Source organism: Oryzobacter faecalis, assembly GCF_046764005.1.
GTDB classification, from domain to species: Bacteria; Actinomycetota; Actinomycetes; order Actinomycetales; family Dermatophilaceae; genus Oryzobacter; species Oryzobacter faecalis.
In genome coordinates this window covers 676,654-698,328 of sequence record NZ_JBKOFW010000001.1, presented here as the reverse complement: position 1 = coordinate 698,328, position 21,675 = coordinate 676,654, and the positions used below count along the sequence as shown (strand labels likewise).

20 protein-coding genes are annotated in these 21,675 nt (G+C 73.9%); 8 read left to right on the top strand and 12 right to left on the bottom strand.

The genetic code is table 11. From position 1 onward, the window contains the following. The first annotated feature begins 3 nt into the window (after positions 1-3). Both ACK8HX_RS03255 and ACK8HX_RS03250 read left to right on the top strand, forming a co-directional pair. Positions 4-963 (top strand): carbohydrate ABC transporter permease, encoded by a 960-nt coding sequence (locus ACK8HX_RS03255; protein WP_411939206.1) that lies wholly within the window; start codon positions 4-6, stop codon positions 961-963. Positions 964-1,014: 51 nt separating this feature from the next. Further along, complete coding sequence (locus tag ACK8HX_RS03250; RefSeq protein ID WP_411939205.1) at positions 1,015-2,007, top strand: LacI family DNA-binding transcriptional regulator; 993 nt, start codon at positions 1,015-1,017, stop codon at positions 2,005-2,007. 13 nt (positions 2,008-2,020) lie between these two features. Here the strand turns inward: ACK8HX_RS03250 and ACK8HX_RS03245 are convergent, their stop codons facing one another. Then, positions 2,021-3,469 carry an APC family permease gene (locus tag ACK8HX_RS03245; protein WP_411939204.1) on the bottom strand — a complete coding sequence of 483 codons (1,449 nt, stop codon included), beginning with the start codon at positions 3,467-3,469 and terminating at the stop codon, positions 2,021-2,023. A gap of 110 nt (positions 3,470-3,579) precedes the next feature. Further along, a complete protein-coding gene (locus ACK8HX_RS03240; RefSeq protein ID WP_411939203.1) occupies positions 3,580-5,706 on the bottom strand; it encodes a DNA gyrase/topoisomerase IV subunit B in 2,127 nt (708 codons plus the stop codon). Positions 5,707-5,960: 254 nt separating this feature from the next. Here ACK8HX_RS03240 and ACK8HX_RS03235 point away from each other — a divergent pair, with 254 nt between their 5' ends. Together ACK8HX_RS03235 and ACK8HX_RS03230 are read left to right on the top strand one after the other, a co-directional pair. Beyond that, complete coding sequence (locus ACK8HX_RS03235) at positions 5,961-6,179, top strand: DUF7455 domain-containing protein (RefSeq protein ID WP_411939202.1); 219 nt, start codon at positions 5,961-5,963, stop codon at positions 6,177-6,179. Between the two features lie 2 nt (positions 6,180-6,181). Then, positions 6,182-6,676 (top strand): DUF456 domain-containing protein, encoded by a 495-nt coding sequence (locus tag ACK8HX_RS03230; RefSeq protein ID WP_411939201.1) that lies wholly within the window; start codon positions 6,182-6,184, stop codon positions 6,674-6,676. A 30-nt stretch (positions 6,677-6,706) separates the two neighbouring features. Here ACK8HX_RS03230 and ACK8HX_RS03225 read toward each other — a convergent pair whose 3' ends face one another. The 7 genes from ACK8HX_RS03225 to ACK8HX_RS03195 form a co-directional block, all read right to left on the bottom strand. After that, positions 6,707-7,102, bottom strand: a complete 396-nt coding sequence (locus ACK8HX_RS03225) for a DUF3040 domain-containing protein (protein WP_411939200.1) — start codon at positions 7,100-7,102, stop codon at positions 6,707-6,709. A 61-nt stretch (positions 7,103-7,163) separates the two neighbouring features. Then, entirely contained in the window at positions 7,164-8,420 is a 1,257-nt protein-coding gene (dinB, locus tag ACK8HX_RS03220; RefSeq protein ID WP_411939199.1) for a DNA polymerase IV, read from the bottom strand. A gap of 18 nt (positions 8,421-8,438) precedes the next feature. Further along, on the bottom strand, positions 8,439-9,227 hold the full coding sequence (locus ACK8HX_RS03215; protein ID WP_411939198.1) for a class I SAM-dependent methyltransferase: 789 nt from the start codon (positions 9,225-9,227) through the stop codon (positions 8,439-8,441). A gap of 42 nt (positions 9,228-9,269) precedes the next feature. Next, positions 9,270-13,244, bottom strand: a complete 3,975-nt coding sequence (locus ACK8HX_RS03210) for a DNA polymerase III subunit alpha (protein WP_411939197.1) — start codon at positions 13,242-13,244, stop codon at positions 9,270-9,272. A 20-nt stretch (positions 13,245-13,264) separates the two neighbouring features. Then, on the bottom strand, positions 13,265-13,711 hold the full coding sequence (locus ACK8HX_RS03205) for an SAV_6107 family HEPN domain-containing protein (protein WP_411939196.1): 447 nt from the start codon (positions 13,709-13,711) through the stop codon (positions 13,265-13,267). Between the two features lie 16 nt (positions 13,712-13,727). Next, on the bottom strand, positions 13,728-14,153 hold the full coding sequence (locus ACK8HX_RS03200) for a DUF6504 family protein (RefSeq protein WP_411939195.1): 426 nt from the start codon (positions 14,151-14,153) through the stop codon (positions 13,728-13,730). Positions 14,154-14,595: 442 nt separating this feature from the next. Next, positions 14,596-15,105 carry an SRPBCC family protein gene (locus ACK8HX_RS03195; protein WP_411939194.1) on the bottom strand — a complete coding sequence of 170 codons (510 nt, stop codon included), beginning with the start codon at positions 15,103-15,105 and terminating at the stop codon, positions 14,596-14,598. Between the two features lie 140 nt (positions 15,106-15,245). On the opposite strand from ACK8HX_RS03195, the gene ACK8HX_RS03190 reads away from it, so the two are divergent. Then, positions 15,246-15,770: a YbaK/EbsC family protein gene (locus ACK8HX_RS03190; RefSeq protein WP_411939193.1), complete on the top strand. Its 525-nt coding sequence runs from the start codon at positions 15,246-15,248 to the stop codon at positions 15,768-15,770. Between the two features lie 9 nt (positions 15,771-15,779). Here ACK8HX_RS03190 and ACK8HX_RS03185 read toward each other — a convergent pair whose 3' ends face one another. Then, positions 15,780-17,072, bottom strand: coding sequence for an MbnB/TglH/ChrH family RiPP precursor modification enzyme (locus ACK8HX_RS03185; RefSeq protein WP_411939192.1), 1,293 nt, complete (start codon positions 17,070-17,072; stop codon positions 15,780-15,782). Position 17,073: 1 nt separating this feature from the next. Then, complete coding sequence (locus tag ACK8HX_RS03180; protein WP_411939191.1) at positions 17,074-17,319, bottom strand: hypothetical protein; 246 nt, start codon at positions 17,317-17,319, stop codon at positions 17,074-17,076. 320 nt (positions 17,320-17,639) lie between these two features. Between ACK8HX_RS03180 and ACK8HX_RS03175 the strand changes: the two genes are divergently transcribed. Next, positions 17,640-18,584: an ATP-binding cassette domain-containing protein gene (locus ACK8HX_RS03175; protein ID WP_411939190.1), complete on the top strand. Its 945-nt coding sequence runs from the start codon at positions 17,640-17,642 to the stop codon at positions 18,582-18,584. Beyond that, the gene (locus tag ACK8HX_RS03170; protein WP_411939189.1) at positions 18,581-19,399 is read left to right on the top strand and encodes a hypothetical protein; all 819 of its coding nucleotides are present in this window, start codon (positions 18,581-18,583) and stop codon (positions 19,397-19,399) included. The genes ACK8HX_RS03175 and ACK8HX_RS03170 overlap by 4 nt, the downstream gene beginning before the upstream one ends. Before the next feature lie 20 nt (positions 19,400-19,419). Here ACK8HX_RS03170 and metF read toward each other — a convergent pair whose 3' ends face one another. Beyond that, positions 19,420-20,325, bottom strand: coding sequence for a methylenetetrahydrofolate reductase [NAD(P)H] (metF, locus tag ACK8HX_RS03165; RefSeq protein ID WP_411939188.1), 906 nt, complete (start codon positions 20,323-20,325; stop codon positions 19,420-19,422). A gap of 92 nt (positions 20,326-20,417) precedes the next feature. Between metF and ACK8HX_RS03160 the strand changes: the two genes are divergently transcribed. Next, positions 20,418-21,503: a polyprenyl synthetase family protein gene (locus tag ACK8HX_RS03160; protein ID WP_411939187.1), complete on the top strand. Its 1,086-nt coding sequence runs from the start codon at positions 20,418-20,420 to the stop codon at positions 21,501-21,503. Positions 21,504-21,675 lie beyond the last annotated feature (172 nt).

Here is a 21,675-nt window from a genome sequence, read left to right as displayed (position 1 = left end):
GCGATGAGCACCCTCCAGCCGGCCGCCACCCCCGAGAGCGTCTCCGAGAAGGCCACCGCCGACGTGGCAGGTGGCGGCAAGCAGAAGCGCCGCAAGAGCCAGGCGGGCGACGCCGCCCGCGCGGTCTCCTCACCGTGGGCCTCCGTCGTCGCCATCATCATCGCGGTGCTGTGGACGACCCCGACCCTCGGCCTGCTCGTCACCTCGTTCCGCACCCAGCGCGACATCAACACGAGCGGGTGGTGGACGTTCTGGCAGAACCCGGGAAACCTCACGCTCGAGAACTACCGCACGGCCCTCGAGCCGGGTGCGACGTCGAGCTTCTCGCAGTACTTCATCAACACGATCGTCATCACCATCCCCGCGGTGCTGCTGCCGATCTTCCTCGCCTCGCTGGCGGCGTACGCGTTCGCGTGGATGCCGTTCCCGGGGCGTGACGCGCTGTTCGTCGCCGTGTTCGCGCTGCAGATCGTCCCGCTGCAGATCGCCCTCATCCCGCTGCTCGACATCTACGTCAACAAGCTGGGCTTCGGGGCGTCGTACTGGTCGGTGTGGTTGTCGCACACGATCTTCGCGCTACCACTCGCGACGTTCCTCATCCACAACTTCATGCGCGAGCTCCCGGGCGAGCTCATGGAGGCCGCCCGTGTCGACGGAGCGGGGCACGTGACGATCTTCTTCAAGATCCTCCTGCCGCTGCTCACGCCGGCCCTCGCGGCGTTCGGCATCTTCCAGTTCCTCTGGGTGTGGAACGACCTGCTCGTCTCGCTGGTGTTCCTCGGCGGCACGCCCGACGTCGCGCCGATCACCGTGCGCGTCGCCGAGCTGTCTGGAACCCGCGGCAGTGCGTGGTACCTGCTGTCGGCCGGTGCGTTCATCTCGATGATCGTGCCCGTTGCGGTCTTCCTCGCCCTGCAGCGGTTCTTCGTCCGCGGGCTGCTCGCCGGCGGGCTCAAGGGCTGAGCCCGGCCCGCTGCTCGATGTCAGGAGGGACGCATCAGCACCATCACGGATGTGGCGCGGGTGGCCGGGGTGTCGGTCGCCACGGTCTCCCGCGCCCTCCGGGGTCTGGACCGGGTCTCGCCCGAGACCCGTGAACGGGTGCTGCGCGTCGCCCAGGACCTCGACTACGTCGCCTCCCCCACGGCGACCTCCCTCGCGTCCGGGCGCACCCGCGTCGTCGCGGTCGTCGCGCCGTTCCTCACCCGGTGGTTCTTCGCGACCCTCGTGAGCGCGATCGAGAAGGCGCTGCGCGCCCGCGAGCACCACGTCATCCTCTTCGACCTCGAGGACGACACGTACGACCAGCGCCTCCCGCTCTCGCAGAACATGCTGTGGAAGCGGGTCGACGGCGTCATCACCCTCAACGTGCCGATGGCGCCCGAGGAGGTCGAGCTCGTCGACCGTCTCGGGCTGCCACTCGTCGCCATCGGCTCACCCGTCCCGGGGCGCCCCTGCGTGCGGATCGACGACGGCGCGACGATGCGCATCGCCGTCGACCACCTGGCCTCGCTGGGGCACACCCGGATCGGCTACATCGGGGCGGTCCCCGAGAACGCGGCCCACATCCAGACCCCGCAGGACCGGCTGTCGGCGTTCCACGACGCCATCCGCGAGCACGGCCTCGTCTGCGAGGACGGCTGGGTGCTCGGGTCGGACTGGACCGCCGAAGCGTCGGCGCGCGACAGCCTCACCCTGCTCTCGGGCGACAACCGCCCCACCGCCATCGTCGCGGCCTCCGACGAGATGGCGATCGGCGTGCGCGAGAGCGCCCGCCGGCTGGGCCTGCGCGTCCCCGAGGACCTCTCGATCATCGGCGTCGACGACTACGTCCTCTCCGGCGTCCTCGGCCTGACCACGGTCCGCCAGGACGTCAGCGGCCAGGGTCGTCGGGCGGCCGAGCTGCTCCTCGCCGCCCTCCTCGAGGGCGAGGAGAGCGCCGACGAGGTGCTCATGGAGACCGAGCTCGTCGTCCGCGAGTCCACGGGCCCGGCGCCGACGACCTGAGGCCGCCGGCCCGTCAGTTGACCGGGCCGTCGCCGCCCAGCTCGTCGACGTCCCGCAGGTAGGTCTTCTTCGCCCGCAGGCTCCGGTTCGCGAACCAGGTGATCGCCCAGAGCACGACCCCGCCGAGGAGCAGCCAGCCCGCGATCCGGTACTGGATCGGGTCGCGACCGGTCCACGGGCCGACGAAGAACGCGCAGGCCGCCGCGCCGACGATCGGCAGCACGACGGGGGCGACGAAGTGGCGACGGTCGATGACGTCCTTGCGGAGCACGAGCACACAGATGTTGACGATGGTGAAGACCCCGAGGAGGAGCAGGGCCGTCGTGCCGCCGAGGGCCGGGATGACGTCGGTCTCGGCTGCCTGGGTCACCAGGACGATGAGGGCGAACGAGATCCCGGTGGTGAACAGGATCGCGGCCCACGGGGTCCGCCGGTTCGCACCGACCTTGCCGAGGAACGGCGGAAGGACCTCCTGGTGGGCCATGCCGTAGAGGAGCCGGCTGGCCATGAGCATGTTGATGAGGGCCGAGTTGGCCACCGCGAACATCGAGATGAACGGCAGCAGGGCGTCGATCGGGACGCCGGGAGCTGCCGTCTCGACGACGGTGACGAGCGGGGTCTCGCTCTCCCCGAGCTCACCCACCGGAACGATCGCCACGGCGAAGAGCGCGACGAGGATGTAGATCAGGCCGGTGATCGAGATGCCCGCGATCATCATCGTGGGGAAGTTGCGCACCGGGTCCTTGGTCTCCTCGGCCATGTTCACCGAGTCCTCGAAGCCGACCATGGCGAAGAACGCGAGCGAGGTGGCGGCGGTGACGGCGAGGAAGGCGCTCTTGTCGCTCGGGCTGTCGAAGACCACGGTGCGCGAGAAGTCGGTCTTGCCGGCGGTCAGGGCGTAGAAGCCGACCATGATGACGAGCAGGAGGCCGGAGAGCTCGACGAGCGTGAGGACGATGTTGGCCCGCACGCTCTCCGAGACACCGCGCAGGTTGACGACGGCGACGAGCGTCATGAACCCGAGCGCCACGAGCATCACGGTGTTCGTGCCCGGCTCCTCGACCCCGAAGCCGGTGAGCATGTTCGCCGCGAACGCCCGGGACGCCGTGGACGCCGAGGTGATGCCGGAGCACATGACGGTGAAGCACACCATGAAGGTGAGGAAGTGCAGCCCGAACGCCTTGTGCGTGTAGAGCGCCGCACCGGCCGCCCGGGGGTACTTCGTCACGAGCTCGAGGTAGGAGAAGGCCGTCACCATCGCGATTGCGAAGGCCACGAGGAACGGCACCCACGCCGCGCCCCCGACCTCGGCGGCCACCGACCCCGTCAGGGCGTAGACGCCCGTGCCGAGGATGTCCCCGACGATGAACAGGAGGAGGAGCTTGGGCCCCATGACCCGCTTGAGCTCGGTCTTCTCCTCCCCTGCGACGGAACCGTGCCCCTGGTCCACCGTCGTGCTCATCGTGCCCTCCTCGTCGACGCGACGGCGGCCCCGGTCGGACGCCCTCGTCCGCCTCACTGTGTCCGAGGTCGGGCCGGTCGGCAACCACAGAGCCCGGCGTGGCGGTGCGGTCAGGCGTCGATGCGCTCGCGGTCGAGGGCGTGGGCGGAGTCGATGATGAAGTCCTTGCGTGGGCCGACGTCGCCACCCATGAGCAGCTCGAACACGCCTGCGGCGGAGTCGAGGTCGGCCGCTGTGACCTTGCGCAGGGTGCGGTGGCGCGGGTCCATCGTCGTCTCGGCGAGCTGGTCGGCATCCATCTCGCCCAGGCCCTTGTAGCGCTGGAGCGGCTTGGTCTTCTTGCCGCGCTTGGTCAGGGCCGCCATGGTGCGGCGCATCTCGGCCTCGGAGTAGGTGTAGATGACCTCGTTGGCCTTCGAGCCGGGGTTGACGACCTCGATGCGGTGCAGCGGCGGCACGGCGGCGTAGACCCGGCCTGCCTCGACGAGCGGGCGCATGTAGCGGAAGAACAGGGTGAGCAGCAGCGTGCGGATGTGGGCGCCGTCGACGTCGGCGTCGGTCATGATGATGACCTTGCCGTAGCGGGCGGCGTCGAGGTCGAACGTGCGGCCCGACCCGGCCCCGATGACCTGGATGATCGCGGCGCACTCGGCGTTGCCGAGCATGTCGGTGACCGAGGCCTTCTGGACGTTGAGGATCTTGCCGCGGATCGGCAGCAGTGCCTGGTGGTCGCTGCTGCGGGCCAGCTTGGCCGTGCCGAGCGCGCTGTCACCCTCGACGATGAACAGCTCGGTGCGCTCGACGTCGGTGCTGCGGCAGTCGGCGAGCTTGGCCGGAAGCGACGAGGACTCCAGCGCTGTCTTGCGGCGCTGGGTCTCCTTGTGCAGCCGCGCGCTGATCCGCGACTTCATCTCGGCCGTGACCTTCTCGAGCAGGCTCGCGGCGTGCTGCTTCTCGGGGCGCTTCGCGGACGTCAGCCTCGCCGTGAGCTCCTGCTCGACGACCCGGGCGACGATCGCGCGCACCGCGGCGGTGCCGAGGACCTCCTTGGTCTGCCCCTCGAACTGCGGCTCGGCGAGCCGCACGGTGACCACGGCCGTGAGGCCGGCGAGGACGTCGTCCTTCTCCAGCTTGTCCGAGCCCACCTTGAGGCGGCGGGCGTTGACCTCCAGCTGCTTTCGCAGGACCTTGAGCAGGGCCTGCTCGAACCCCGCCATGTGGGTGCCGCCCTTGGGCGTGGCGATGATGTTGACGAACGACTGGACCCTGGTCTCGTAGCCGGTGCCCCAGCGCACCGCGATGTCGACCCCGCACTCGCGCTCGACCTCTGTGGGGGTCATGTGCCCCTTGCCGTCGAGCACCGGCACCGTCTCGGTGAAGGTGCCGCTGCCCTGGAGGCGCCACACGCCCGTGACCTCGGGGTCGGGAGCGAGGAACTCGGTGAACTCGGAGATGCCGCCGTCGTGGAGGAAGGTCTCGTCGACCACCTCCTCGCCGCGGGCGTCGCGGACGACGATGGTGAGGCCCGGCACGAGGAAGGAGGTCTGGCGCGCGCGGGCCAGCAGCCCCTCGACGTCGAAGGCGGCGTCCTTGAGGAAGATCTGGCGGTCGGCCCAGTAGCGCACCCGGGTGCCGGTGACGCCGCGCCGCACGCTCCCGATGACCTCGAGGTCGCTCTTGTCGACGTACGGCGTGAAGGCGTGCTCGGGGTCCTTGGTCCCCTTGGCACCGGCGACGTCGGAGAAGACGCCCGGCTCGCCGCGCCGGAAGCTCATCGCGTAGGTCTTCCCGCCCCGGTCGACCTCGACGTCGAGGCGCGAGGACAGCGCGTTGACGACCGACGCACCGACGCCGTGGAGGCCACCGGAGGCGGTGTAGGACCCGCCGCCGAACTTCCCGCCCGCGTGCAGGCGCGTGTAGACGAGCTCGACACCGGTGAGGCCCGTGCGCGGCTCGATGTCGACCGGGACCCCGCGTCCGTTGTCGTGGACCTCGACCGACCCGTCGCGGTGGAGGGTGACCTCGACCCGGTCGCAATGGCCCCCCAGCGCCTCGTCGACGGAGTTGTCGATGATCTCCCAGAGGCAGTGCATGAGGCCGCGGGAGTCGGTGGAGCCGATGTACATGCCGGGACGCTTGCGCACGGCCTCCAGGCCCTCGAGGACCTGCAGGTGGTGGGCGGTGTACTCGGACGCGGACTTGCTCGTCGCGGTCTTCTTCGCAGCGGTCACAGGCACGAGGGCAGGGTAGTCGCCGCCCCCGACACGCTCCCGCAGGCTCACCGGGGCCTCGGCCGACCGGCTCCGCGGCCTCCCCCGCGTGGCCCCCGGGGATCGGCCCAAAGGTCACGATCTCGACATGACGCGGGCCACATCGACCACCCTGCGCAGCCGGAACACACCGGCGTGATTGACTGTTGCAACGCTCGCCGATCCACCCGGACCGGCGTTCCGAACCACCAGCAGGACCCCAGCGAGCCGAGGAGGCCGACGTGAACGCCGCACTGGCACCCACCCTGAACGCCGCCGACCGCTGCGACCGCTGCGGCGCCCAGGCGTACGTGCGCGCCAGCCTCCACGCCGGTGGAGAGCTGCTCTTCTGCGCCCACCACGGCCGTGAGCACATCCCGGCCCTCGCCGGCGTCGCCGACATCCACGACGAGAGCGAGCGCCTCCTCGAGCCGACTCCGGTGGGCGAGACCACCGCCTGAGGGTGGACGGCCTCCTCGACGACGTCAGGCTCTTCGTCCCGCCGCTGCTCATCGTCGTCGGGCTGCTCGGCATCGTCGTCCCGGTGCTGCCCGGCCTGCTCCTCGTCCTCGGCGGGGTCCTGCTCTGGGCCGCCCTCACCGGGACCCCCCTCGCGTGGGGCCTGTTCGCCGCCTGCGTCCTCGTGGCCGCTGCGGGCTGGGCCCTGCAGTACCTCGTCCCCGGACGACGGATGAAGGAGCGCGGGGTCCCGACCTCGACCCTCTTCCTCGCCGTCGTCGCCGCCGTCGTCGGCTTCTTCGCGATCCCGGTCGTCGGTGCGCTGCTGTTCTTCGTCGGCGCGATCTTCCTCGTCGAGTCGGCTCGCACCCGTGACCGCGGCGTCGCGTGGACCCGCACGAAGCATGCCATCGTCGCCGTGGCGCAGAGCGTGGGCATCGAGCTGCTCGCCGCCCTCGTCATCGCGGGGATCTACGTCGGGGGCGTCGTCGCCCACTGACCCCCGCCGGTGGCACGTCCGGGGGTCCTCTCACCAGTTGTTCTGGCGACGCTCCCAGCGCTCGTCGAGCTTGTCCATGAACGACTTCTGGCCGCCCTTGCGGCGGGCTGCGCCCTTGGGCGCGGGTCCGGCCGTGCCGTCGGCCCGCACGACCCCGAGGCGGGCACGGCGCGGGGGCGTGGCGGCGAAGACGGCGGAGGCGACCATGACGGCGAACCCGATGGCGCCGACCCACATCGTCGTGTTGATGCCGACGAGGACGAGACCGAGTCCGGCGACCACCCCGATGCCCCCGAGCACCCAGCGTCGTCGCTGCAACGAGGCCAGTGAGCTGCCCTGCATCTGCGAGGCGAACTTGGGGTCCTCGGCAGCGAGCGCCTGCTCCATCTGCTCGAGCATCTTCTGCTCGTGGTCTGAGAGGGGCACGGAGATCCTCCCGTGGTCGGCCCGGGCCGCCCTTGGAACGGCCCATGTTGTCCCTGAACCCTCAGGATAGGTGCCCACGTCGTCGCACGGAAGCAGATGTGTCACGTTCGACCAGACTGGCGGGCCGCACGGCCCCGGAACCGAACCGGGAGCGCGCCCGGTCGACGGCGCGGTCCGCGTCGCGCCAGCCGTGCTCGGGCTCGCCGATGACCCCCTGGATGGGCGTCTCGGCCACGTCGACGAGGCCCGTCATCCGGACACCGACGAGGCGGATGCGGGCGCGCTGGAGCCCGAGGGCGTCGTAGAGCGCCACCGCCGCGGCATGGATGGCGCGGCCGCTGTCGGTGGGCTCGCGCAGGGTCTTCGCCCGGGTGATCGTCGTGAAGTCGCTGAACCTCACCTTGAGGGTGACGGTCTTGCCGGTCAGGCCGGCCGCGCGCATGCGGGCCGCGGTCCGTTCGCTGAGGCCGAGGAGGCGGCGGTGGATCTCGGCGGCGTCGTCGATGTCGGCCTCGAAGGTCTGGTCGCTGCCCACGCTCTTCTCGCGGACCTCGCGCTCGACCGAGCGGGGGTCGCGACCCCACGACAGCTCGTGCAGGTGCCGTCCCGTCGCCTCGCCGAGGCCGCGGACGAGGGTGTCGAGCGGGGTGTGGGCGATGTCGGCGACGGTGTGCAGCCCGAGCCGCAGCAGGGCCTCCTCGGTTCGGTCGCCGACCCCCCACAGGGCCCCGACGGGCAGCTGCTGGACGAACGGGACGACCTCCTCTCGCGGGACGACGACCATCCCGTCGGGCTTGGCCAGCCCCGAGGCGAGCTTGGCGACGAACTTCGTGGGGGCCACCCCGACCGAGCAGGTGATGCCCTGCTCGTCGTGGACGGTGTCGCGGATGCGCTGCCCGATCGTCGCGGGGCTGCCCAGGCGGCGGACCGCCCCGGAGACGTCGAGGAAGGCCTCGTCGAGCGAGAGCGGCTCGACGACGGGGGTCACCGACCGGAACACCTCCATGACCGCGGAGGAGATCGCCGCGTACAGCTCGTGGTCGGGGGGCAGGACGGTGGCCTGCGGGCACAGCCGCCGGGCGCGCTGCATCGGCATCGCGCTCGCGACCCCGAACCGGCGCGCCTCGTAGGTGGCCGAGAGGACGACGCCGCGGTTGCCGCCGCCGATGATGACGGGGGTGCCGACGAGCTCGGGGTGGCTCAGCAGGGTCGCCGAGGCGTAGAAGGCGTCCATGTCGACGTGCAGGACGGTGCAGCCGGTGTCGTCGGGCGGCTCGCTCGACGCCCGCTCGGGGAGGGCGAACTGGCGACGGCTCATCGGTGCGGACCCGCGGGGTCAGTCCCGGGTGGCGAGGACGTGCCGGACACTGCCGAGGGCGCCGAGGAGCGCGGCGTGGTCGGGGTGCCGGCTCGCGACGTCCTCGAGCTCGAGGAGGGCGGTGCGGTCGGCCTCGGAGTCGACGAGGGCCGAGGGGACGAGGTCGCTGAAGATCCGCACGCCGTGGCTGTCGACCGGGGTGAGCCCGTGGGCACGCAGGAGGTCCAGGACGCCCGCCTCGTCGAACCGGCGCGGCGCCGGGTCGTCGTCGCCCCAGCGCCCGTCGGGCCGCTCGAGGATGGCGCGGGCGCGGGCGAACTGGCCCGCGAGGGCGCGGGCCAGGGCCGCGGGGAGGCGCTGCGCGACGACGAGGCTGAGGGTGCCGCCGGGTGCGAGGACGGCGGCGAGGTTGGCGACGGCGGTGTCGGGGTCGTCGACGACCTCGAGGGTGCCGTGGAGGCAGACGAGGTCGTAGGTGGGGCGGGCGCCGTCGGGTCCGGGCTGGGCCACGGTGTCGGTGTCGCCCTGGACCGGGTGGACGCGCTCGGTCGTCCCGGTCTCGGCGGCACGGCGGCGCAGCGAGGCGAGTGCGTCGGGGCTGGGGTCGACGACGGTGACGTCGTGGCCGGCCACGGCGAGGGGCACGGCGGTGCCGCCGGTGCCGCCGCCGACGTCGAGGACCCGTAGCGGCCGCCCCAGCTCGCCCCGGCGGCGCTCGGCGAGGGCGTCGAGGGCGCCCTGGACGGCGACGGTGCGCAGCCCCGGCTGGGCGCCCGCCCGGCGGGGTCGGCCACGGTCGTCGGCCACGGGGAGGCTCCTCGGGAGGTCGGGTGGGGTGTCGAGCCCACCCTAGTGTCCGGAGCTGCCCGGGCTCGCGTGCCACAGCTTGCGCGAGGGCAGCGCGGGGGCGGAGGCCGCGGCGGGCACGACCTGGCCCGGCGGCACCCCCCCGATGCGCCGCGGCGTGCCACCCGGGTGGTCGAGCACCGGACCGGGCGGTGCGCCCCGACCCGACCGGAGGTCGGAGCCGGCGGGCTTGATGTCGGCGTACGGCGACTGCCTGAACCCCGAGGCGTGGACGAGGACCCGGCGGCCGGTGCGCTCGTCCTCGGCCCGGGCCGCCGCCTCGGCGGCCTCGGCCCGCGCGACGGCCTCGGACTCCCCCGCCGCGATCGCCGCGTGCACGGAGGGCAGCCCGCCGAGCTGCCAGGCGTCCCACAGCGCCGCGAGCTCCCAGGCGCCGGTGGCGCGGATGGAGACGCCGCGGTCGCCGGTGCGGCGCAGCACCCCGCGGACGAGGAGCAGCCACGAGTGGAAGACGACCCCGGCGTAGGGGCCCTGGACGTCCTCGAAGAAGGTGCAGTCGGAGGGCCCGGTGCCGTCGTCCAGGGTGAGGAAGACGACCCGGCGACCCGAGCGGACCGGCGGGGTCTGGGTCGCGACCTTGACCCCGGCGACCCACACCTCGCGGCGGCTGCGGGAGCCGACGAGGTCGCGGCTGCGGGTGACCGCCAGGGCGCGCAGGAGCGGCTCGTAGAACTCGACGACGTGGGCCGAGACGTCGAGGCCGAGGACGTCGAGCTCGGCGCGGACCCGCTCGGGGCCGGTCATCTCGGGCAGGCCGGCGCCCGCGACGAGACGGGGCCGGTCGCCGAGGTCGAGGGTCAGCTGGGTGGGCTGCCGGTCGGCGGGGACGACGGCACGGGCCGCCTGCGACTGGGCGGCGGCGCGGTCGCGGACGTCGAGGCCGGCGTCTTCGAGGTCGCGGGGCTTGCTGACCGGGATGGCGCGCCGGCGGCTCGTGCGCGGCGGCCCTCCCCCGGACCGCTCCCACCGCTCGAGCTCGGCGACGTGGAGCAGCAGGTCGCGGCGGGTGACCCGGCCGCGCCGCCCCAGGCTCCCGCCGGCCGTCCCGTGGAGGGCGTCGAAGGCGCCGGCAAGGACGAGCCGCTCGACGACCGGGCGGCTGACCCGCGCCCGTGACCAGAAGTCGCCGAGGTCGGTGTAGGGCTGCCCGGCCACGACCCGGGCGACCTCGGCCTCGCTGATCCCCTTGACGTCGGCGAGCGAGAGGCGGATGCCGAACGGCTGGGAGGTGCGCCGCCACGCGGGGGCACCGGCATCGGCCTCGAGGACGTCCGGGTCGTCCGGGAGCGGGTCGTCGACGCGCTCGACCCGGTAGGTGTCGTCGGAGGCGTTGACGTCGAGGCCGAGGACGGGGATGCCGAAGGTGCGGGCGTCGTCGAGGATGAGCCGCTTCGGGTACATCCCGGGGTCGTGGGTGAGCACCCCGGCGAGGAAGGCCGCCGGGTGGTGCGCCTTGAGCCACGCGGAGTGGAAGGTCGGCAGGGCGAAGGCCGCGGCGTGGGCCTTGCAGAACCCGAAGCTCGCGAAGGACCTCAGGACCTCCCAGATGCGGTCGCGCTCGTCGGCGGTGTACCCGCGGGCCTTCGCCGCGGGGCGCCACCACGCCTCGACCTCCTCCTGGCCCTTCGGGGTGCCCATGCTGCGCCGGACCTCGTCGGCCTGGGCGAGGGTGACACCGGTGGTCTCGGCGACGATGAGGAGCACCTGCTCGTGGAAGACGACGACGCCCTCGGTCTCGGCCAGCGCCGGGATGAGGCTCGGGTGGAGGAAGCGGCGCTCGCGCCAGCCGTGCCGGCTCTCGAGGAACGGGGTGATCATGTCGGACTTCACCGGCCCGGGACGGAAGAGGGAGATGTCGACGATGAGGTCGTCGAAGGCGCTCGGGCCGAGCTTGCCGACGAGCTCGCGCTGGCCGGGGCTCTCGATCTGGAACATCCCGAGGGTGCGCGTGGTGCGGATCAGCTCGTAGGTGGCCTCGTCGTCGTGGGGGACCTGCGCCTCGTCGTCGAGGTCGATCCGCTCCCCCGACACCCGCGCGACCTCGGCGACGGCGTGCGCCATCGCCGACTGCATCCGGATGCCGAGGACGTCGAGCTTGAGGAACCCGAGCGTCTCGACGTCGTCCTTGTCGAACTGGGTCATCGGGAAGCCGAGCCAGCTCGCCTCGACCGGGGTGCGGTCGAGCAGGCCGTCGTTGGACAGGACGACCCCGCACGGGTGGAGGGCGATGTGGCGGGGCAGGCCGTCGAGGGCCTCGACGAGGTCGAAGAAGGTCGACAGGCGCGGGCTGTCGAGACCGCGGCTGCGCAGCTCGGGGAGGTCGGCGATGGCGTGGCGGGCGTCGCGGGCGCGGATGTGCGGGAACGCCTTCGCGATCTCGTCGACCTCGCCGGGGGGCATCCCGAGCGCGGCACCGACGTCGCGGACGGCGTGGCGGACCTTGTAGGTGTCCATCATCGACACGCACGTGACGCGGTCGCCGCCGAAGCGCTCGAGGACGGCCTCGTAGATCTCGGTGCGACGGGCCGACTCGACGTCGACGTCGATGTCGGGGAGCTCGGCGCGCAGCGGTGAGCAGAACCGCTCCATGAGGAGGCGGTGCCGGATCGGGTCGACGCCGCTGATGCCGAGGAGGTGGTTGACGAGGCTGCCGGCGCCCGAGCCGCGGGCGGCCACCCGCACGCCGCGGGCGCGGATGAGGTCGGTGACCTCGGCGACGGTGAGGAAGTACGTGGGGTAGCCGAGCGCCCGGACGACCTCGAGCTCGTCGTCGAGGCGCTGTTCGACGACCCGCAGCTCGCTGTCGCCGATGCCGGGGTACTTCTGGGGGACGGCGGCGCGGCAGCGCTCGGTGAGGACCTGCATCGGGTCGGTGCCGTCGGGGATGCCGAGGACGGCGGCCTCGGGGAGGTGGACGGCGCCGATGCCGAGGTCGTGGCGGTGGTCGAGGGTGCACTCGTCGGCGACGAGGGTCGTCATCGCGAGGAGCCGGTCGGCGCGGGCGCGGTCGCCGGCGGTGACCTCGAGCGCGGCGGCGCGCATCGTCGCGGTGCTCGCGAGGTGGCCGGCGTCGGTGACGCGGTCGAGGTGGCGGGAGTCGAGGACGACGAGGCGGCGGGCGGCGTCGAGGACGTCGACGGTGCGGACCTGGCCGGCCTCGGCGTGCCGGGCCGCCGCCGTGAGGACCGCCGGGACCCCGGCCGTGTCGGCGAGGCCGAGCAGGTGCGCCGCGTGCGAGCGGCAGCCCGGGGTGCCCTCGGGCCCGCCGTGGAGGACGACCTCGACGGCGAGGCCGTCGCGCGGGAGGAGGGCGCGCCATCCCTCGAGGAGGTGCCGGGCGCGGGTCGGGCGCCCGGCGAGGAGGGCGCGGCCGACGTCGGAGTCGGGGCCGAGGAGGACGAGCAGCCGGCTCGGGCCGGACTCGCCCCGCGTCGTCCGGGCCGGCACGACGCCCTCGCCGGAGCCGGGGGCCCCGAGGCCGTGGGTGCTCGTGGGGTGGGCCCACTCGGCGAGGAGCTCGGGGGTGGTCACGGGGACCCCGCGCTCGCCGCGCAGGTGGGTGGCCGTGGTGAGGCGGCACAGGGCGGCCCAGCCGGTGCCGGGCGCGGCGGCGCCGCGGCGTCCTCGGGCGAGGACGGTGACCCGCGGGCGGCGGGGGTCGACGGCGGCGCCGCCGCGCACCGGGGTGCGGGCGCGGGACGGGGCGCTCGCGCGGACCGGGTCGCCCTCGGGGAGCCGGAGCGCCTCGACGGCGAGGTCGACCCCGAGGACCGGGGCGACCCCGGCCTGCCGGCAGGCCGTGGCGAACCGGACCGCGCCGTAGAGGCCGTCGCGGTCGGTGAGGGCGAGCGCGGGCTGGCCGAGCTCGGCGGCGCGGGCGACGAGGTCGCCCGGCATCGAGGCTCCGTAGCGCATCGAGAACCCCGAGGCGACGTGGAGGTGGGTGAAGCCGTCCACGAGTCGTGCTCCCCGCACCCTCAGGCCGAGCGGACGGGGACGAGCCGGTGCGGCCCCGACGCGCTGGGCACCCCGAGGCGGCGGGCGGCGAGGTCGAGGAAGGTCTCGGCGTCGCGCAGGAGGTCGTCGGCCTCGCGCGCCCCGACCCGCAGCGTCCCGGACTCGACGAGAGCCTGCCGCTCGGTGGCCGCGGCGAACCGCTGGGCCCACTCGACGAGCTCGGGGGCGACCCCGACGACGAGGCTCCACAGGTCGTGCGGCCCCTCACCGGGCAGGCGCGGCCCCCGACGGCCGGGACCCGTGGTGGAGCCGGTGGTGGGCCCGGCCGCGACGAGGGCGGCCCCGGCGCGCAGCGCGGCGAGCGAGGCGTCGGCGTGACGGGTGGCGGCGGCCGGCGCGGAGCAGGCGGCGGCGAGCGCCTCGCGGGAGCGGTCGAGGAGGTCGAGGGTGGTGCTGGCGTGGCTCATGGGGATCCGTCTCTCCTCAGTCGTGGGCTCGCAGGAGGAGCCAGTGGTCGTCGTCGCGGCCGAGGTCGAAGACCCCCGCGTCGCCGACGGGTGGGCGGGCCTCGACCCGCCAGACCCGGCGCTGCGGGCTGGGCGGGCCGGAGGGGTCGTCGCCGACCTCGCGCCACCAGGCCCGCCGCTCCTGCCACGAGGCGAGGACGGCGCACACGGTGTAGCGGCGTCCGCGCCACACGAAGTCGCGCGGGACGAGGTCGTGGGGGTCGTGGGCGTCGGGGTCGCGGGCCTCTGGGTCGTGGAGGTCGGGGCCGTGGAGGCCGCCGAGGACGGCCGCGGCGGAACCGGACCCCTCCCAGGCGACCTGCCGGTCATCGGTGCCCGGACCCGTGGCACGGTGGGGGCGGACCCCGCGGACGACGACGGGGTCGTGGTGGCGACGGGCCACGGCTCCACCTCCTTCGGGGCAGCACGGCATCGCCGGCCGGCCCCCGTGGTGGAGGTCGGCGGCTCGACGAGACCGCTGGTCTGGGTCGGACGGGTGGGGCGAACCACCTGCCGTTCGTCGAACACCTGTTCGACTTCCTCCACTGTAGACCGCTCCCCCGACACCGCGTCAAGCCGTTCGGGAGACTCGCCGGGGCGACACGCCGAACCACCCTCCCATCGCCCTCGATCGCCACCGCCGGCTCATCCCCGCCACGGTAGGCGCCGCCCCCGACACCCCGGCTTCCCCGGGCCGCGTCGGGAGGCTCCGGGACACTGCCGACGCGGCCCACCGACAGGACATGCCCGGTCGTCGACGTGCAGTCCGTGCTGAGCGCGGGCTCGAAGCGTCGACTCGCGACGCGCATCGCCTGTCGGCCTGCCGTGGGTGCCGGCCCACCCCGTCAACCGGCGGCGGGTGTCGAACCTTCGGCGAGCTCCTTGAAGGTCAGCAGCTGACGGCGGGCCATGACGAGGTCGCCCACCGAGACGAACGGCGCGAGCAGGCGCCCCCTCGCCATGACGACCTTGAGGACGAGCCGCGTCTCCCGCTCCCCCACCGGCGTCACGCGGTACGACAGCACCGCGCCCATGACCGTCGCGGTGAGCTCGCACCCGGGGTCGACGGCCAGGACGCGGCCGAGCGGGCGTCCTCCGCTGCGGGTGAACGGCTCGCCGACCACCGGCGGATCGAGAGCGAGATCCGTTCGGGGAGAACGGTGCCCGCGGTTGTCGACCCAGTCGTACGAGTAGGGCGCCACCCGGACCTGGCCGACCCAGCGCCACACCACCTCGGCCGGTGCCGCGACCGACACGCCCCGCCACGCGGCGAGCACCGGCATCGGCACGAGGTCGTCGCACCCGTAGCGCGCCGCGACCTCGGCGTCCTCGACGCCCCAGCGGTCCCCGATCACTCCCCCATGGTCGCAGCGCCACGACCGGGCCCCCGACGGCATCGCACGGGAACCTCGAGGGTCGCACCGGAACGCTTCCCGTGCGACCCTCGACCTTGCCGGATCAGGCGGGGAAGTCGAGGCGTCACTACGCTTCGGGCATGAGCCTGGAGCCGGGTCAGCCGGTCGCCGCCCGCGACCTCAGTGGTCACCCCGGGGTGCAGGCCGTCCTCGCGGCCCTCGCGCCGTGGCACGTCAACCCCGAGATCCGGCACCTGTCCGACGCCGTCCGCACGGCCCGCGCGGCCGCCGACGCCCTCGGCATCACCCCGGCCGAGATCGCCAACAGCCTCGTCTTCGTCGCCACCGACCACGACGGGTCGACCCGACCCTTCCTCGTCCTCGCCTCGGGCGGGCACCGCGTCGACACCGACAAGGTCGCCGACCTCGCGGGCCTGGCGAGCCTCGAGCAGGCCGACGCCGACTTCGTGCGCACGCACACCGGCTTCGCGATCGGCGGGGTCGCCCCCGTCGGCCATCCGCAGCACATCGACACCGTCGTCGACGTCACCCTCGGCCGCTACACCACCGTCTGGGCCGCGGCCGGGCACAGCCACTCGGTCTTCGCGACCCACTACGACGAGCTGATCCGGATCACCGGCGGCCACCCGATGGACGTCGCCTGACCCTGCCGGTCAACCCGCGGCCACGTCCTCGAGGTCGAGCCCGGCCCACCAGGCGTCGAACGCCGCGCCCTGCTCGCCGCGCCACGCGCTCGCCGGAGCCCACGCGAGGAAGCCGGCGAGGGCCGCACGGGCGCCCTGCGGGCCGAGGCGGGTGAGGAGCGTCGCGAGCTCGCGCCGGTGCGTCCCCACGAGGAGGGAGAGGCGGGCCTGGTCGGTGAGGTGGCGCAGCACGTCGGCGCCGGGGTCGTCCCCACCGGAGAGCCGAGCGGTCGCCCGCGTCGTGTAGTCGAGGAGGGCGGCCTCGCGTGCGGCGGTGCGCCCGTCGTCGGGTCGGAGGGCGACCCGGGTCGCCCGGGCCCGTGGACCGGGCGCGACGGCACGGTCGCCGGGAGCGCCGTCGCCGGGAGCGCCGTCGGCGCGGGCCCCGTCGGCGCGGGCCCCGTCGACGACCTCGTGGAGGTCGGTGAGGACGCCGCGCAGCCCTGCCGCGCCCATCGTCGCGACGGAGTGCGCGACGGCCTCGAAGAGCACCGCCCGCACGTTCGGCAGCCGCGGGAGGACGCGCCGGGCGAGGTCGAGCACCTCGGGCGCCACCGGCCCCACGTGCGAGTCGAGGTAGACCTCGCCGAGCGAGTCGCCGCCGGCGACGTGCACCTCGCGGACCCGCTCCAGCGGGATGGCATCGAGGAAGTCGGCGACGGACTGGCGCCCGTTGAGCTCGTTGGCCCAGACGTTGTGGAGGTCGAGGAGGATGCCGCAGTCGGCGCCCTCGGCGATCGTGGCGACGTACTCGCCGTCGGTGAGGTCGCCCGGGGTGGCCCGCACGTAGCTCGTCGGCGTCTCGACGAGGAAGGGCCGGTCGAGCCGGTCCTGGTAGCGGCCGACGTGGCCGATCGCCGCGTGGGCCGACTCGGGCGTGGGCACGGGGGGCAGGAGGTACCCGGCGAACCGGGTGTCGCCGTCGGACCCGACCCGGTTGAACGACAGGTGCTCGCTCCAGTGCACGGCCTCCACCTCTCGCGCGGAACGGGCCGCTGCCGCCACGCCCTCGGGGTCCGGGGCGCTCGTGCCACCCACGGGGTACCCGACGCCGTGGCTGAGCAGCGGCCGTCCGGTGGCGCGCAGCCACCGGAGCGCGTCGCGCGCGATCCGGCGGCCGTCGCCGTCGTTGCCGTCCCACAACGTCTGGGGCTCGACCTCCAGCACGTCGACGAGGTCCTCGACGTCGGGCCAGAGGAGGTCGACGCCCCCGGTGACGATGAGCCCGACGCCGGGCTCGACACGGGGCGGCGGTGTCGTCATCTCAACCGCCGAACCCGATCGAGCGCTGGTCGAGGACGGGACGGGCGTCGAGCTTGTCGTCGATGTAGAACTGCTCGAACTGGATCCAGTCGAGCTGGAGCCCGGAGGTGCAGTTGTTGTGGCCGGCGCGGTCGAGGATGCTCTTCAGCGCGCTCTGGAACTTGTCGAGGTCGTAGAGCACCTCGTGCGAGGCGTAGACCCTCGTCGCCCGGGGCGGCAACGGCTGGGGGTTGAGGTCGGCGTGCATGGCGGTTCTCCTTCGGTGACGGACGGCACCCGGGACGGGTGTCACCTCAGAAGAACCACCCGCGCGGGCCCTGATACGGAACCGCCGCCGCCTCGCGCACATCTGGGTACGCGTACGGATGTGGCACCCCCACCGACTCCGGGAGGCTCGGGGGGCCGCGCCGGTCGCGGGAGTGGGCGCTGAGGGGGGCCCGTGCCCGAGACCGGCGCGGTACCACGCCCACGACCTGCACACGATCTCCACATCCTCGCCACCAGCCGCCCTCGCGCCCGCTTGTAGCGTCCGGGAACCCGCACCACCCGCTGCCCTGGAGGGGACCCGTGATCAGCGTCCGCGCACTGACCAAGGAGCACGGCCGCACCCGTGCCGTCGACGACCTCACCTTCGACGCCCGGCCCGGCGCCGTCACCGGTTTCCTCGGCCCCAACGGCGCCGGCAAGTCGACGACGATGCGCGTCGTCATGGGCCTGGACCGCCCGACGCGGGGCAGCGCCCTCGTCGGCGGCCGGTCCTACACCGGCCTCACCGCACCGCTGCGCGAGGTCGGCGCCCTCCTCGACGCCGGCGCGATGCACCCCGGCCGCACGGGGCGCGCACACCTGCGGATCGGCGCCCGCAGCAACGGGATCCCGCCCTCCCGGGTCGAGGAGGTCATCGAGCAGGTCGGCCTCGCCGGCGCCGACCGTCGCCGGATCAGGACGTACTCCCTCGGGATGAGGCAGCGCCTCGGCATCGCCGCGGCCCTCCTCGGCGACCCCGGCATCCTCCTGTTCGACGAGCCCGTCAACGGCCTCGACCTCGACGGCGTGCGGTGGATCCGCTCCCTGTTCCGCGGGTTCGCCGACGAGGGCCGCACGGTGCTCGTCTCGAGCCACCTCATGAGCGAGATGCAGCTCATCGCCGACCGCGTCGTCATCATCGGCCAGGGCCGGCTCATCGCCGACGCCACGGTCGGCGAGGTGCTCCGCGGGCTGGGTGGGCGGCGGGTACGCGTGCGCACCCCGGAGGCCGCACGGCTCGCCGACGCGCTCGAGAGCCGCGCCGTGGCGGTCGAGCGGACCGCCCCCGACGAGCTCGAGGTCGGCGGGCTCCCCGCGGCCGAGGTCGGGGCCGCCGCCCGCGAGGTCGGCGCGACCCTGCACCACCTCGCCGAGGTGGAGCAGTCGCTCGAGCAGGCCTACCTCGACCTCACCGAGACGAGCGTCGAGCACCACGGGCGGGCCCCGGAACCGGTGGGCGCCGCGGCGGAAGGAACCCGGAGATGACGACCGCGACCACTCCCTCGGCGCACCGGGCGGGCCCGGCCCCCCAGGTCGGGGCCGGCACGGCCTTGGTGCGCACGGCACGGGCGGAGTGGGGCCGGCTGTGGTCGGTGCGCTCGACCTGGTGGTTCTCACTCGCCACCGCGGCCGCCGGCGTCGGCATCGGGCTGATCCTCGGCATCGACACCGCCGACGACCCCCCGGGCGGCGAGATCCCCCCTGACGGCGCCTGGACGGGAGGGCAGCTCGCCGGGCTGTTCATCCTCTTCGGGCTGCTCGCCACCGCCGTCGTCACGACGACCGGCGACCACACGACCGGGGGCATCGTCCCCTCGCTCCAGTGGACCCCGCGCCGTGGGGTCCTCCTGACGGCCCGCACGGTCGTCGTCACGGCGACGCTGACGCTCTACGGCCTACTCCTCGCCACCCTCGCGAGCGTCGTCGTGTGGCGGTTCGTCCCGTCCTTCGGGCTGCCGCTCGACGGTGCGGTGTCGGTCGTCGGGAGCCTGTCGACCGTCTTCGTCACCGGACTGCTCCTCGCCGTGGGGCTGGGCCTGCTGACCCGCAGTGCGGCGGGCTGCCTGGTCAGCGTCATCGCGCTCGTCCTCGTCATCCCGCTGCTCTTCGGCAACATGCCCCTCGAGCTCGCCCAGCAGGTCGCCGCCCACGTGCCCGGCAGCGGCGTCATCTTCCTCGTCTTCGGGGAGGGGCCCGAGGGGATGACGGAGACGAGGGCGCGCACCATCGTCGCCGTCTGGGCCGCGGGGGCGATGGTGCTCGGCGGGCTGCGGCTGCTGCGCACGGACGCCGGTCGGTAGGGGCCGGGAGGCGCCGGCGCTCAGAGGCCGAGGTTGTCGAAGACCTCGAGCGTCGCCGTCGACCGGTTCATCGTGATGAAGTGGATGCCGGGGGCGCCCTCGTCGAGCATCCGGCGCCCGAGCTCGGTCGCGATCTGCACCCCGACCGCCCGGACCGCGACGGGGTCGTCCTTGACCTCCTCGAGCCGCCCGACGACGGCCGCCGGCAGCGGGGTGCCCATGAGCTCGGACATCCGCTGGATCTGGCGGACGTTGGTCACGGGCATGAGGCCGGGGGTGATCGGCAGGTCGCGGCGCGCGGCGACGCGGTCGCGCAGCCGCAGGTAGGAGTCGGCGTCGAAGACCATCTGGGTGATGGCGAAGCTCGCGCCCGCGTCGGCCTTGCGGACGAGGACCTCGACGTCGTGGTCGAGGTCGGGGCTGTCCGGGTGCACGTCCGGGAACGCCGCGACGCCGATCGTGAAGTCGCCGAGGCCGGAGATGAGGGCGACGAGCTGGTCGGCGTGGTCGAGCCCCTCGGGGTGCGCGGTCCACTGCCCGCGCACGTTGCCCGGCGGGTCGCCGCGCAGGGCGAGGATGTTGCGCACCCCGGAGGACGCGTACTGGCCCACGACCTGCCGCACCTGGCGCACCGAGGCACCCACGCAGGTGAGGTGGGCGAGCGGGGTCAGCGAGGTCTCGTCGGCGATCCGGCCGGTGACCCGCACCGTGCGGTCCTGGGTCGTCCCCCCGGCCCCGTAGGTCACCGAGACGAACGCGGGCCGGACCCGCTCGAGCTGGCGGATGGCGGTCCACAGCTGGGCCTCGGCGTCGTCGTCCTTCGGCGGGAAGAACTCGAAGCTGATCGAGGGACGCGCCTCGCGCAGGCGCCCCGGGATGGACGCCACGAGGTGCTCGGGACGTCCCCCTCCTCCGTGGTGGGCCATGGCGGTGAGGGTACGCGAGCGCCGACGCCGTAGGCTCGTGGCACCAGCATCCGACCGCTGTGCGCCGTGCCCCGCGGCCGAGGAGGACCCCCGTGCCGAACCCGCTCGACACCGCCGACCTGCGGCGCCGGGTGCAGGAGTGCCTCGACCACGAGCTGGCCCACCAGTCCACGGTGCTCGCCGAGCTCGGCCCCGACGTCGACGACCTCGTCCGCGCCGTCGCCGACCTCCTGCGGGGCGGGAAGCGGTTGCGGGCGGCCTTCCTCTACTGGGGGCACCGCGCGGCCGGTCGTCCCGACTCCGGCGCCCTCGTGCGCCTCGCCAGCGCCATGGAGCTGTTCCAGGCCGCGGCCCTCATCCACGACGACGTCATGGACGACTCCGACACCCGCCGGGGCCGCCCCGCCGCGCACCGGGCCCTCGCCTCGGCCCACACCGGGCGCGGCTGGTCCGGGGACGCCGACCGCTTCGGCCTCGCCGGCGCCGTCCTCGCGGGCAACCTGTGCCTCACCTGGACCGACGAGGTCTACGCGACGTGTGGGCTACCCGCCGAGGACGTCGCCCGCGGCCGCCCGGTCTTCGACCGGATGCGCAGCCAGCTCATGGCCGGCCAGTTCCTCGACGTCGTCGAGTCGATGCGTCCGTGGGAGGGCCTCGCCGACACCGAGCGCGTCGACCGTGCGGGCCACGTCATCCGGTACAAGAGCGCCAAGTACACGGTCGAGCACCCCCTCCTCATCGGGGCGGCGACCGGCGGTCTCGACGAGGCCTCGACCGCCGCGCTCTCCCGCTACGGCCTCGACGTCGGTCGCGCCTTCCAGCTGCGTGACGACCTCCTCGGCGTCTTCGGCGACCCCGCCGAGACCGGCAAGCCGGCCGGCGACGACCTGCGCGAGGGCAAGCGCACCGTCCTCCTCGCCCACGCGCTCGCGGGGACCGACGCGGCGGGACGTGCGCGCCTCGACGGGCTCGTCGGTCGCCCCGACCTCGGCGACGGCGAGGTCGAGGACCTCCGCGAGGTGATCACCGGCTCCGGCGCCGTCGCCGTCATCGAGGACGAGATCGCCCGGCTCGCCGACTCCGCGCGCGAGGCGCTCCGGTCGGCGCCCGCGGTCGACGAGGAGGCGCGCGACGTCCTCCTCGGGCTGGTCGAGACCTCGACCGCCCGCAACGCCTGACGCGGCTTTCCGCGTTCGGCTGACGCTCTGACCTGCGCAGGTCTACATTCCGGGCAGCGGCTACCAGGGGGTGGCCCGTGGTGGATAGGGGCGTCATGCGTCGTCGCATCACCATCGCGCTGGTCGCGATCTCAGCCCTGACTCTCGGTGGTACCGCTCAGGTCGTCCATGC

Excerpts from the sequence above, each read along its gene's own strand:
- ACK8HX_RS03255 (WP_411939206.1), top strand. The coding sequence starts at position 4 with ATGAGCACCCTCCAGCCGGCCGCCACCCCCGAGAGCGTCTCCGAGAAG.
- ACK8HX_RS03245 (WP_411939204.1), bottom strand. The coding sequence starts at position 3,469 with ATGAGCACGACGGTGGACCAGGGGCACGGTTCCGTCGCAGGGGAGGAG.
- dinB (WP_411939199.1), bottom strand. The coding sequence starts at position 8,420 with ATGAGCCGTCGCCAGTTCGCCCTCCCCGAGCGGGCGTCGAGCGAGCCG.
- ACK8HX_RS03205 (WP_411939196.1), bottom strand. The coding sequence starts at position 13,711 with ATGAGCCACGCCAGCACCACCCTCGACCTCCTCGACCGCTCCCGCGAG.
- ACK8HX_RS03190 (WP_411939193.1), top strand. The coding sequence starts at position 15,246 with ATGAGCCTGGAGCCGGGTCAGCCGGTCGCCGCCCGCGACCTCAGTGGT.
- ACK8HX_RS03185 (WP_411939192.1), bottom strand. The coding sequence starts at position 17,072 with ATGACGACACCGCCGCCCCGTGTCGAGCCCGGCGTCGGGCTCATCGTC.
- ACK8HX_RS03180 (WP_411939191.1), bottom strand. The coding sequence starts at position 17,319 with ATGCACGCCGACCTCAACCCCCAGCCGTTGCCGCCCCGGGCGACGAGG.
- ACK8HX_RS03170 (WP_411939189.1), top strand. The coding sequence starts at position 18,581 with ATGACGACCGCGACCACTCCCTCGGCGCACCGGGCGGGCCCGGCCCCC.
- metF (WP_411939188.1), bottom strand. The coding sequence starts at position 20,325 with ATGGCCCACCACGGAGGAGGGGGACGTCCCGAGCACCTCGTGGCGTCC.